At 74.5% G+C, this 11,656-nt stretch carries 8 protein-coding genes; 5 read left to right on the top strand and 3 right to left on the bottom strand.

What is annotated here, in order from left to right; genetic code table 11:
• The first annotated feature begins 17 nt into the window (after positions 1-17).
• Positions 18-1,202 (top strand): sensor histidine kinase, encoded by a 1,185-nt coding sequence (locus tag IF73_RS0118440; protein WP_031009252.1) that lies wholly within the window; start codon positions 18-20, stop codon positions 1,200-1,202.
• A 168-nt stretch (positions 1,203-1,370) separates the two neighbouring features.
• On the top strand, positions 1,371-2,657 hold the full coding sequence (locus tag IF73_RS0118435; protein WP_031009250.1) for a sensor histidine kinase: 1,287 nt from the start codon (positions 1,371-1,373) through the stop codon (positions 2,655-2,657).
• A 159-nt stretch (positions 2,658-2,816) separates the two neighbouring features.
• Here the strand turns inward: IF73_RS0118435 and IF73_RS0118430 are convergent, their stop codons facing one another.
• Positions 2,817-3,161: a hypothetical protein gene (locus IF73_RS0118430; RefSeq protein WP_199806666.1), complete on the bottom strand. Its 345-nt coding sequence runs from the start codon at positions 3,159-3,161 to the stop codon at positions 2,817-2,819.
• A gap of 81 nt (positions 3,162-3,242) precedes the next feature.
• Between IF73_RS0118430 and IF73_RS0118425 the strand changes: the two genes are divergently transcribed.
• From IF73_RS0118425 to IF73_RS0118415, 3 genes are all read left to right on the top strand, one after another.
• Positions 3,243-3,902, top strand: a complete 660-nt coding sequence (locus IF73_RS0118425) for a response regulator transcription factor (RefSeq protein WP_031009246.1) — start codon at positions 3,243-3,245, stop codon at positions 3,900-3,902.
• 306 nt (positions 3,903-4,208) lie between these two features.
• Positions 4,209-6,146, top strand: coding sequence for a 2-oxoacid:acceptor oxidoreductase subunit alpha (locus IF73_RS0118420; protein ID WP_031009244.1), 1,938 nt, complete (start codon positions 4,209-4,211; stop codon positions 6,144-6,146).
• Positions 6,139-7,191, top strand: a complete 1,053-nt coding sequence (locus IF73_RS0118415) for a 2-oxoacid:ferredoxin oxidoreductase subunit beta (RefSeq protein WP_031009241.1) — start codon at positions 6,139-6,141, stop codon at positions 7,189-7,191. The genes IF73_RS0118420 and IF73_RS0118415 overlap by 8 nt, the downstream gene beginning before the upstream one ends.
• A gap of 41 nt (positions 7,192-7,232) precedes the next feature.
• Here IF73_RS0118415 and IF73_RS0118410 read toward each other — a convergent pair whose 3' ends face one another.
• Both IF73_RS0118410 and IF73_RS0118405 read right to left on the bottom strand, forming a co-directional pair.
• Entirely contained in the window at positions 7,233-9,452 is a 2,220-nt protein-coding gene (locus tag IF73_RS0118410; RefSeq protein ID WP_031009239.1) for a bifunctional serine/threonine-protein kinase/ABC transporter substrate-binding protein, read from the bottom strand.
• Positions 9,453-9,455: 3 nt separating this feature from the next.
• Positions 9,456-11,630, bottom strand: a complete 2,175-nt coding sequence (locus IF73_RS0118405) for a bifunctional serine/threonine-protein kinase/ABC transporter substrate-binding protein (protein WP_031009237.1) — start codon at positions 11,628-11,630, stop codon at positions 9,456-9,458.
• Positions 11,631-11,656: the final 26 nt, after the last annotated feature.

The following is an 11,656-nucleotide window of genomic DNA, read 5'->3' as shown; positions in this document are numbered from 1 at the left end:
GACGGCAGGCTGGGGGCATGACCGCTGATCACCCGAGCCCTTCCTCCTCCGCCGTCGCGGCCGGAGACCCGCCCGCGCGGCGGCGGACCGCGTACGGGAAGGAGACCTGGAGGGAGATCTCCTTCCTCCTCCTGAACCTGCCCGCCGCCCTCGTGGGCTTCGTCTACGCCGTCACCTCCGTGCTCGTCGGCATCGCCCTGTCGGTCACCGTGATCGGTCTGCCGCTGCTGGCGGCGGGCCTGGCGGGGGCGCGCGGGATCGGGCGGTCGGAGCGGGCGCGGGCCCGGGGGCTGCTGGACGTGGAGGTGGCCGAGCCGTCGCCGCTGCCGCCGGCCGGCGGCGCGCTGCCGTGGCTGTGGACGCGGCTGAAGGACCCGGTGGCGTGGCGGACCCAGCTGTACGGGCTGATCCGGCTGCCGTGGGGCGTCGTCACCTTCTCCGTCACCCTGGTGTCGCTGGTGGCGCTGTGGCCGGTGCTGCCGTTCATCGCGCGCGGCCTGGCGGCGGCGGACCGGGGCATGGTGCGGGGGCTGCTCTCGCCGTCGGACGAGCTGGAGCGGCGGATCGCCGAGCTGGAGTCGGACCGGGGCGTGGTGGTGGACACGGCGGCGGCGGACCTGCGGCGGATCGAGCGGGACCTGCACGACGGCGCGCAGGCGCGGCTGGTGGCGCTGGCGATGGGGCTGGGCCTGGCGAAGGAGAAGCTGCACGAGGATCCGGACGCGGCGGCGGCGATGGTCGCGGAGGCGCACGGCGAGGTGAAGCTGGCCCTGCAGGAGCTGCGGGACCTGGCGCGGGGCATCCACCCGGCGGTGCTGACCGACCGGGGTCTGGGGGCGGCGCTGTCGTCGCTGGCCGGGCGGTGCACGGTGCCGGCGACGGTGGCCGTCGATCTGGACGAGCGGCCCGCGGAGGCGATCGAGGGGATCGCCTACTTCACGGTCTCGGAGCTGCTGCAGAACGTGTCCAAGCACGCCCGGGCCCGGACGGCCTCGGTGGAGGTGTGGCGGGCGAAGGACCGGCTGCTGCTCCAGGTGCGGGACGACGGTGTCGGCGGCGCCCGGCTCGACGGCGGCGGCACGGGTCTGGCCGGGCTCGCGGAGCGGCTGGGCGCGGTGGACGGCGTGCTGGTGGTGGAGTCGCCCGAGGGCGGTCCGACGACGGTGACGGCGGAGCTGCCCTGGCGGGCGCGCCGGGGCTGATCCCGCGCGCCCTCCCGGGGGGTGGGGTTATCCCCCCTGGCGAGACGCCGACCCGCCTCATGGTGCGGAGGGGGTGCCGGACGGAAGCCTGGAGTCGTACTCACCGATCTCACCGTTCCCCCTCTCTCTCCCGCTCCCCTTCCCCTCCTCCCAGTGAAGGACGTCCTGATGGCCTCGCCGCTCGTTCCCTCCGCCCTTCGGGCCCCCTTCCAGGGGCGGACCTGGCGGGCCTTCCTGTTCACCCTGGTCGGGCTGCCGCTGAGCGTGGTGGCGTTCTCGCTGGCGGTCTCGCTGACCGCGGCGGGCGCCGGGCTGCTGATCACCTTCCTGGGGGTCCCGGTGCTGGCGGCGTCGCTGGTCGCGTGCCGGGCGTTCGGGGCGGTGGAGCGGGCCCGGGTGCGGGGGCTGCTCGGGGCGGACGTGCCGGCGCCGGAGCCGGTGCGCGGGCGGACCGGCGGGCCGTTCTCGTGGATGGCGGCGATGCTGCGGAGCGGGGCCTCGTGGCGGCACCTGCTGTACGCGCTGGTGCACTTCCCGTGGGCGGTGTTCTCGTTCACCGTGTCGGTGACGGTCTTCTCGCTCGGCTGGGGCCTGTTCACGTATCCGCTGTGGCGGTGGGTCTTCCCGGCGTACCTGAGCCAGGACGGGATCCAGCTGTACGGGGACGAGCACCGCGCCCTGTACGTCGACTCGCCCTTCGAGGTCGGCGTCGCCTTCGCGGTCGGGCTGCTCGTGGTGCTGGCGTGGCCGCCGCTGCTGCGGGGGCTGACGGCGGTGGACCGGGTCCTGGCGGCGGGGCTGCTGGGCCGGGGGCGGCTGGCGGAGCGGGTGACGGAGCTGGAGTCGGACCGGGGCGCGGCCGTGGACACGGCGGCGGCGGACCTGCGGCGGATCGAGCGGGACCTGCACGACGGGCCGCAGGCGCGGCTGGCGTCGCTGGCGCTGGACCTGGGGATGGCGAAGGAGACGCTGTCCCGGGACCCGGAGGCGGCGGCGGTGCTGGTGGACGAGGCGCACGGCGAGGTGAAGCTGGCGCTGAAGGAGCTGCGGGACCTGGCGCGGGGCATCCACCCGGCGGTGCTGACCGACCGGGGCCTGGACGCGGCGCTGTCGGCGGTGGCGGCGCGCTGCCCGGTGCCGGTGTCGGTGACGGTGGAGCTGCCGGGGCGGCCGGTGCCGGCGATCGAGGGCCTGGCCTACTTCACGGTCTCGGAGCTGCTGCGGAACGTGGAGCGGCACTCCGGGGCGCGGCGGGCCTCGGTGGACGTGTGGCGGTCGGAGGAGCGGCTGATGCTCCAGGTGCGGGACGACGGCGCGGGCGGCGCGGACCCGGCGCGCGGCGGCGGTCTCGCGGGGCTGGCGGAGCGGCTGCGGTCGGTGGACGGCGTGCTGGCGGTGGACTCGCCGGAGGGCGGTCCGACGACGGTGACGGCGGAGCTGCCCTGGCGCGCCTGACGCGCGCAAACGGCGCCGGGGGCCCTTCACGGGCCTCCGGCGCCGTTTCCCGCGCTGTTCCGGCGCCGTCTCCGACGCTGCTTCCGGCGCCGTTTCCGATGCTTCCGGCGCCGTTTCCGATGCTTCCGGCGCCGTTTCCGACGTACTTTCCTGCGCCGGTCAGCGGGCGAGTCGGTCCGTGGAGACCAGCCACCGCCGGCGTGGGCGCTCCGTGACGAGGGTGGCGGCGGCCAGCAGGGTCACGGGGACCGCCGCCCAGGCGGGCCGGGCCGGCCAGGACGCGACCACGGCGGCGACGAGCTGGAGCAGTACCAGCAGGATCGTGGCCCACCCCGGCACGGCGACGATCACATGGGCCGTGTCCCCCGGGGTGGCGAACACCGTCGGGAGCCCGACGAGGACCAGCACCGACAGGACGGCGAGCAGCCCCGGGGCCCTGGCTGGTCCCTTGATGTTTCTTTCCGGCGTCCCCCTTCGCGGGGCCTTTCCTGCGATGCTGATCACGCGACGCCGACCGGGTCGCACGGAGCCGAGACAGGGGACATGGGGGCAGCGGGCGTGGGTGTGGGTGAGGTGGCGGGCCGGGTGCGCGTGGTGATCGCCGAGGACTCGGTGTTGTTGCGCGAGGGACTGACCCGCCTGCTGACGGACCGGGGCCACGAGGTCGTCGCGGGGGTCGGGGACGGCGACGCGCTGGTGAAGACGGTGGCGGAGCTGGCGGACGCGGGCGCGCTGCCGGACGTGGTGGTGGCCGACGTACGGATGCCGCCGACCCACACGGACGAGGGGGTACGGGCGGCGGTGCGGCTGCGCGCGGAGTATCCGGACCTCGGGGTGCTGGTGCTGTCGCAGTACGTGGAGGAGCAGTACGCCACCGAACTGCTGGCCGGTTCGACGCGGGGTGTGGGCTATCTGCTGAAGGACCGGGTCGCGGAGGTGCGCGAGTTCACCGAGGCCGTGGTGCGGGTGGCCGAGGGGGGTACGGCCCTGGACCCGGAGGTCGTGCAGCAGCTGCTGGGGCGGAGCCGGCAGCAGGACGTGCTGGCGCATCTGACGCCGCGCGAGCGGGAGGTCCTGGGTCTGATGGCCGAGGGCCGGACGAACTCGGCGATCGCGAAGCAGCTGGTGGTGAGCGACGGCGCGGTGGAGAAGCACATCGGGAACATCTTCCTGAAGCTGGGCCTGTCGCCGAGCGAGGGCGACCACCGCCGGGTCCTGGCGGTGCTGACGTACCTCAGGTCCTGAGCGGGCCGGCGTCGGGCCTGGTCGGGCCCTCGCCGGGGCCTCGCCGGGCCGGGGACGGGCCTGCCCGCAGCCTTGATCTTCTGACACTCTGTCAGATACGACCGCTTCCGGACCTGGAGGTCCTAGGACGGAAGAACGAGTCGGAATGCCACCTTCCGGAGCAATCCGGGTAGGCGCAGAACGGGACAACGCAGGACACATGGGCATCTCAGGCAGAGGCCCATCATGTGAGAATCCCCGGGACCGCCCACCCCGCAGTCGTAGGGTGGGCGAAGAGTCCCGCTTGCCGCTAGGGAGGTCCAGTAAGTGACCAGCCAGGTCAGTAGCGAGGCCGGCGAGGCCCTGCTCGGGGAGCAGCGCAGCGCCCCGGCGGAGGCCCGCCACGGCACCGAGAAGGAAGTCCGCCGACTCGACCGGGTGATCATCCGGTTCGCGGGCGACTCCGGTGACGGCATGCAGCTCACGGGTGACCGTTTCACCTCGGAGACGGCGTCCTTCGGGAACGACCTGTCGACGCTGCCGAACTTCCCCGCCGAGATCCGCGCCCCCGCAGGCACCCTGCCCGGCGTCTCGTCCTTCCAGCTCCACTTCGCCGACCACGACATCCTGACCCCCGGCGACGCGCCGAACGTGCTGGTCGCGATGAACCCGGCCGCGCTGAAGGCGAACATCGGGGACGTGCCGCGCGGTGGCGAGATCATCGTGAACACCGACGAGTTCGCCAAGCGTGCGATGGCCAAGGTCGGATACGCGACCTCGCCGCTGGAGGACGGCTCGCTGGACGGCTACCGGGTCCACCCGGTGCCGCTGACGACCCTCACGATCGAGGCGCTGAAGGGGTTCGGCCTGTCCCGGAAGGAGGCCGAGCGCTCCAAGAACATGTTCGCGCTCGGGCTGCTCTCCTGGATGTACCACCGCCCCACCGAGGGCACCGAAGCCTTCCTGCGGTCCAAGTTCGCGAAGAAGCCGCAGATCGCCGAGGCGAACGTGGCCGCCTTCCGGGCCGGCTGGAACTTCGGCGAGACCACCGAGGACTTCGCCGTCTCCTACGAGGTCGCCCCCGCGACCCGCGCCTTCCCCACCGGCACGTACCGGAACATCTCCGGGAACCTGGCCCTGTCGTACGGGCTGATCGCCGCGAGCCGGCAGGCGGAGCTGCCGCTCTACCTGGGCTCGTACCCGATCACCCCGGCCTCCGACATCCTCCACGAGCTGTCGAAGCACAAGAACTTCGGCGTGCGGACCTTCCAGGCCGAGGACGAGATCGCCGGCGTCGGCGCCGCGCTCGGCGCGGCCTTCGGCGGCTCCCTCGCCGTCACCACGACCTCCGGCCCCGGTGTGGCGCTGAAGTCCGAGACGATCGGCCTCGCGGTCTCCCTGGAGCTGCCGCTCCTCGTCGTCGACATCCAGCGCGGCGGCCCCTCCACCGGCCTGCCGACCAAGACCGAGCAGGCCGACCTCCTCCAGGCCATGTACGGCCGCAACGGCGAGGCCCCCGTCCCGGTCGTCGCCCCGAAGACCCCGGCCGACTGCTTCGACGCGGCCCTGGAGGCGGCCCGGATCGCGCTCACCTACCGCACCCCCGTCTTCCTGCTCTCCGACGGCTACCTCGCCAACGGCTCCGAGCCCTGGCGGATCCCCGAGGTCGCCGACCTGCCCGACCTGCGCACCCCCTTCGCCACCGGCCCGAACCACACCGAGGCCGACGGCACCGAGGTCTTCTGGCCGTACAAGCGCGACCCCGAGACCCTCGCCCGCCCCTGGGCCGTGCCCGGCACGCCCGGCCTGGAGCACCGCATCGGCGGCATCGAGAAGCAGGACGGCACCGGCAACATCTCGTACGACCCCGCCAACCACGACCTCATGGTCCGCACCCGGCAGGCCAAGGTCGACGGCATCACGGTGCCCGACCTGGAGGTCGACGACCCGGACGGCGCCCGCACCCTGGTCCTCGGCTGGGGCTCCACCTACGGCCCGATCACCGCCGCCGTACGCCGCATCCGCCGCGAGGGCGGCCACATCGCCCAGGCCCACCTCCGCCACCTCAACCCCTTCCCGAAGAACCTCGGCGAGGTCCTGAAGGGGTACGAGAAGGTCGTGATCCCCGAGATGAACCTCGGCCAGCTCGCCACCCTCGTCCGGGCGAAGTACCTCGTCGACGCCCGCAGCCACACCCAGGTCAACGGCATGCCGTTCAAGGCCGAGCAGCTCGCCGCCGCCCTCAAGGAGGCCATCGATGCCTGAGAACCTGCTGCGCCTGGTGCCCAAGGCCGAGGCCGCCCAGACGATGAAGGACTTCAAGTCGGACCAGGAGGTCCGCTGGTGCCCGGGCTGCGGCGACTACGCCGTCCTCGCCGCCGTCCAGGGCTTCATGCCCGAGCTGGGCCTGGCGAAGGAGAACATCGTCTTCGTCTCCGGCATCGGCTGCTCCTCCCGCTTCCCGTACTACATGAACACCTACGGGATGCACTCCATCCACGGCCGCGCCCCGGCCATCGCCACCGGCCTGGCGACCTCCCGGCGCGACCTGTCGGTGTGGGTGGTGACCGGTGACGGCGACGCGCTGTCGATCGGCGGCAACCACCTGATCCACGCCCTGCGCCGCAACGTGAACCTCAAGATCCTGCTCTTCAACAACCGGATCTACGGCCTCACCAAGGGCCAGTACTCCCCCACCTCCGAGGTCGGCAAGATCACCAAGTCGACCCCGATGGGCTCCCTCGACGCCCCCTTCAACCCGGTGTCGCTCGCCCTCGGCGCGGAGGCCACCTTCGTCGCCCGCACGGTCGACTCCGACCGCAAGCACCTCACCGAGGTGCTGCGCCAGGCCGCCGACCACGACGGCACCGCGCTGGTGGAGATCTACCAGAACTGCAACATCTTCAACGACGGCGCCTTCGAGGTCCTCAAGGACAAGGACCAGGCCAAGGAGGCCGTCATCCGCCTGGAGCACGGGCAGCCGATCCGCTTCGGCGCCGAGCTCGACAAGGGCGTCGTCCGCGACCCGGCCACCGGCGACCTGGAGGTCGTCACGGTCACACCGGAGAACGAGAACCGGATCCTCGTCCACGACGCGCACGCCGCCTCCCCCACGACGGCCTTCGCGCTCTCCCGCCTGGCCGACCCGGACACCCTCCACCAGACCCCCATCGGCGTCTTCCGCTCGGTGGAACGCCCGGTCTACGACACCCTCATGGCCGAACAGCTCGACAGGGCCGTCACCCAGCAGGGCGAGGGCGACCTCACCCGCCTGCTGGCGGGCAACGACACGTGGACGGTGGTCGGCTGACGCGCCGGCCCACCACGGACGAGGGCGTCCCGGCCTCCGGGTCAGGACGCCCTCGTCCGTTTCTCCTGCTCGGCGACCTCCTCGTAGTGGCCGAGGCAGCGGACCCTCCCCGCCTCGACGCGGTGGACGTACACCTGGTGCCGGAAGAGGAAGCCGTTCGAGGTGTCGAAGCCGTACTTCTTCGTCACCCCCTCGTACGTGAGCTCCCGCAGCCGGCGGGTGAGCGCGCCCCGCTCCACGGCGAGCCCGTTCGCCCTCACTCCCCGCATCGTCTCCGCGATCGCGAGGGTGACGTCGTACGCCTCCGCCGCGTACCGCTCGACGGGATCCGCGGCGGCCGTCCCCCAGCGCGCCCGGTAGGCGGCGGTGAACTCCTTCGCGGACGGCGTCGCGCGCGTGGCCGGATCGACGTACGAGGTCCCGAAGTACCAGCCCTCGGCGGCGGGGCCGGCGCCGCTCAGGAAGTCCGGTTCGAGGGCGCTCTCGACGGCGCCGCAGACGCCGGTGAAGCCCGCCGCCGCCAGGGCGCGGGCGCACCGGGCGGCGCGCACGGGTGACAGGCCCGCGTAGAGGACGGCCTCGGCCCCCGCCGCCTTGACGGCGCGCGCCGCCGGGCCGAAGTCGTCGGTCCCGGCGTCGACCTGATGGCGGGTCACGGTGCTGCCGACCCCGGTGAGACTGCCCTTCATGTGGCTGCCCATGACCCAGGCGATGTTGCCCGCGGCGGCGTCCTCCACGACCGCGACCCTGCGCAGCTTGCGCGAGATGGTGACGGTGGAGAAGCCGAGCTGGAGGATCTCGACCGGGGTGCGCATCTCGAAGTAGGAGGGCTCGCCGATGAGATCGGGCATCACCGTGAAGTCGACGCCGGTCGCCACGCTCGCGTACACCAGGGAGTTGCTCTGGTAGGTCTCGGCGGCGGCCGCGACGACCTGGGGCGAGGTCGGCCCGATGACGGCCAGGACGGCGCGGTCCTTCCCGACGGCGGCGGCGGTCCGGGCGGCGCGGGCCGGGTCGCCGGCGTCGTCGTGGACCTTCACGGCGAGGTCGAAGGCGCGGTCGGGGCGGGCGTTGAACCGCTCGACGGCGAGCCGGACGCCCCGCTCCTGGGCGCGGCCGTCGGCCTTCCGGGGGCCGCTGAGGTCGGTCTGGACGCCGATCGTGTACGTGGGGAGGTTCCCGGCCGTGGCGCTCGTGCCGCCCTGCACGCCGCCGTCCGTGCCGCTGCCGGTGCCGCCGCCGATCAGGCCGCCGAGGCGGGCGGCGAGGGCGCCCGCGGCGACGACGAGGGCGGCCGAGCCGCCGGCCAGCAGGGCCCGCCGGGACGGCCCGCGCGGGGGCGGCGCGGGCACGACGGCGGTCGGTTCGGGGACGGGCAGGTCGAGGACGCGGGCGGAGCGTTCGGCGATCAGGGCGGGCAGGCCGGGCGGCAGCAGCTCCCCGACGGGCCCCTCGGTGCCGCCGAGCGCGTCCCGTACGGCCTCGGCGGTGGGCCGGGCGGCCGGGTCCTTGGCGAGGCAGGCCGCCAGCAGGGGCTTCAAGGAGGCCGGTACGGCGCCGAGTTCGGGCTCCTCGTGGACCGTGCGGTAGACGACGGCGGCCACCGTGCCGGTGCCGAAGGGGCGTTCGCCGGTGAGGACGTAGGCGAGGACGCAGCCGAGGGCGAACACGTCGGCGGGCGGGCCGACGTCGCCCGCCCCGGCGGCCCGGGCCTGTTCGGGGGCGAGGTAGCCGGGCGTGCCGATCATGGCGTCGGTGGCGGTGAGGGCGGTCGCCCCGGCGGCGCGGGCGATGCCGAAGTCGATGAGCCGCGGCCCGTCGACGGCCAGCAGGACGTTGGCGGGCTTCACGTCCCGGTGGACGAGCCCGCCCGCGTGGAGGCCGGCGAGGGCGTCGGCGAGCCGGGCGCCGAGGGCCCGTACGGCCGGCTCGGAAAGCGGACCGTACAGGGCGAGGGTCTCGGCGAGGGAGGGCCCGGGCACGTACTCGGTGGCGAGCCAGGGCTCGCGGGCCTCCGGGTCGGCGCCGAGCACCCGGACCGTCCAGCGGCCGGTGATCCGCTCGGCGGTGCGGGCCTCGCGGCGGAAGCGCTCGCGGAAGGCGGGGTCGGCGGCGTGCTCGGCGCGGATCACCTTGACCGCGGCGAGCGCGCCGCCGGGGGTGCGGGCCAGGTAGACGACGCCCATGCCGCCGGCGCCGAGCCGGCCGAGGAGGCGGTGGCCGGCGACGGCGGAGGGGTCGGACCGGTGCAGGGGGCGCACCGGTCACATCCCCTTGGCCTTGGGCGGGGTGCTGGAGGCCCAGCCCAGCGGTGCGTAGCGGCCGTCCCTGACGGTGTACAGGTAGGTGCCGACGCCGCTGAGGTTGCCGTCCTCGACGAAGCCGTACTCCCCCATGACGCCCTTGAAGGCGGCCTTCCGCACGAGCGGGGCGAGGGTGGTGCGGTCCGGGCGCCGCCCACCCTTGTACGCCTTCTCGACCTCGGAGGCGAACATCAGGGTGACGTCGTACGCCTCGCCCGTGTAGTACGCGGGATCGGAGCCGTACCGGGCGCGGTGGGCGGCGACGAAGGCCGCGGCCTGCTTGCGGCTGCCGGGCGGGACGACGGGCGCGCCGACGATCCAGCCCTCGGCGGCGGCGCCCGCGCCCTGCAGGAACTCGGTCCCGAAGACGTGCTGTCCGGTGATCCGCATGCCGGTGAAGCCGAGCCTGTCGAGGGTCCTGGCGGCGCGGACGGCGCTGGGGGCGAGACCGGCGTGGAAGTACGCGTCGATGCCCGCGTCCACCATCTCGCCGAGGACCCGCTCCAGGCGCTTGGCTCCGGCGGGGATCACCCGGGGGTGCGTGACGATCCCGCTCCCCTTGAAGCCGATGGTGGCGCCGACGGTGTACTGCCAGGAGTAGTTGTCGTCGGTGCGTTCCTGGAGGAGGCCGGGCCGGGTGACGGGCCGGGGGCTCTTCGCCAGGACGTAGTAGGCGAGGTAGAGGGCCGCGTAGTTGTGCCGGGTGCAGGCCCGGATGATGCTCACGCCCTGGTCGAGCTCCGGGTTGGTGAGCAGGTTGTAGCCGGCGGAGACGGTGATGACGGGGAGGCGGGCCTCGTCGTAGGCGGCGAGGGCGGCGTAGCCGGTGTAGTCGTGGCTGGGGCCGATGATGCCGAGGACGTCGGGGTCGGAGGTGAGGACGCGGGCGGCGGCGGCCCCGCGCGACGGCTCGCCGCGGTCGTCGGAGACCTTCACGTCGAGCGTGAAGGGCTTGTCCTTGCGGGAGTTGAAGGCGTCGACGGCGAGCCGGACGCCCCGCTCCTGGGCCTGGCCGACGGTCTTGCCGGGGCCGCTGAGGTCGGCCTGCACGCCGATGGTCCACTTGCGGGCCTTCGGTGCGGGACCGGGCCGGGGGCCCGTGCCCTCGTTCCCCCCGTCGTCGCGGAGGGCCAGCCAGCCCGCACCGCCGGCCGCGGCGACGGCCGCGCCGCCGGCCAGCAGGAGGAAGCGGCGCCGGCCGCCGCCCGCGGGCGCCGCCGGGGCCGGGGTGGTGGTCGGGTCGATGTCCGGGAGGGCGAGCATCCGGGCGGAGCGCTCGGCGATGGTCCGTACGACGGGCGCGGGCAGCCAGTCGGCGGCCGCGCCGGGGGTGTCCTCGGCGAGCCGGGCGGCGAGCGCGTCGGCGGCGGGCCGGGCGGCGGGGTCCTTGGCGAGGCAGTCCCGCAGCAGCGGCAGCAGTGCGGCCGGTACGCCGGCGAGGTCGGGCTCGTCGTGCACGGTCCGGTACATGAGGGCGTCGACGGCGCCGGTGCCGAAGGGCGGGCGGCCGGTGGCCGCGTAGGCGAGGAGGCAGCCGAAGGAGAAGACGTCGGAGGCGGGCCCGACGTCGCCGGTACGGGCCTCCGCCTGTTCGGGCGCGAGGAAGCCGGGGGTGCCGACGACCATGTCGGTGCCGGTGAGCGCGGTCTCGTCGGCGGGGTCGGCGGCGCGGGCGATGCCGAAGTCGATGAGCCGGGGCCCGTCGACGGCGAGCAGGACGTTGGCGGGCTTCACGTCCCGGTGGACGAGCCCGGCGGCGTGCACGGCGGCGAGCGCGCGGGCGACGGCGCCGCCGAGGATCCTGAGGCTCCGTTCGGGCAGGGGGCCGTGGGCGGCGATCGCCTCGCCGAGGGACGGGCCGGGGACGAAGGCGGTGGCGAGCCACGGCTCGGGGGCGTCGGGGTCGGCGCCGAGGACCGGCACGGCCCACGGGGACGCGACCCGCCGGGCCGCCTCGACCTCGCGCCGGAAGCGGCTGCGGAAGTCGGGCCGCTCGGCCCGGTCGGCGAGCGTGACCTTCACGGCGGCCAGCTCGCCCGCGTCCGTACGACCCAGGTAGACGACGCCCATGCCGCCGGCGCCGAGCCGCCCGAGGAGCCGGTAGCCGGCGAGGGTGGAGGGGTCGGCGGGGAGCAGCGGGGCGAGGTCGCCGGGGGCGGGGG

This window comes from Streptomyces sp. NRRL F-5727 (genome assembly GCF_000719555.1).
Lineage (GTDB): Bacteria > Actinomycetota > Actinomycetes > Streptomycetales > Streptomycetaceae > Streptomyces.
This window is presented reverse-complemented; position numbering and strand designations above follow the sequence as displayed.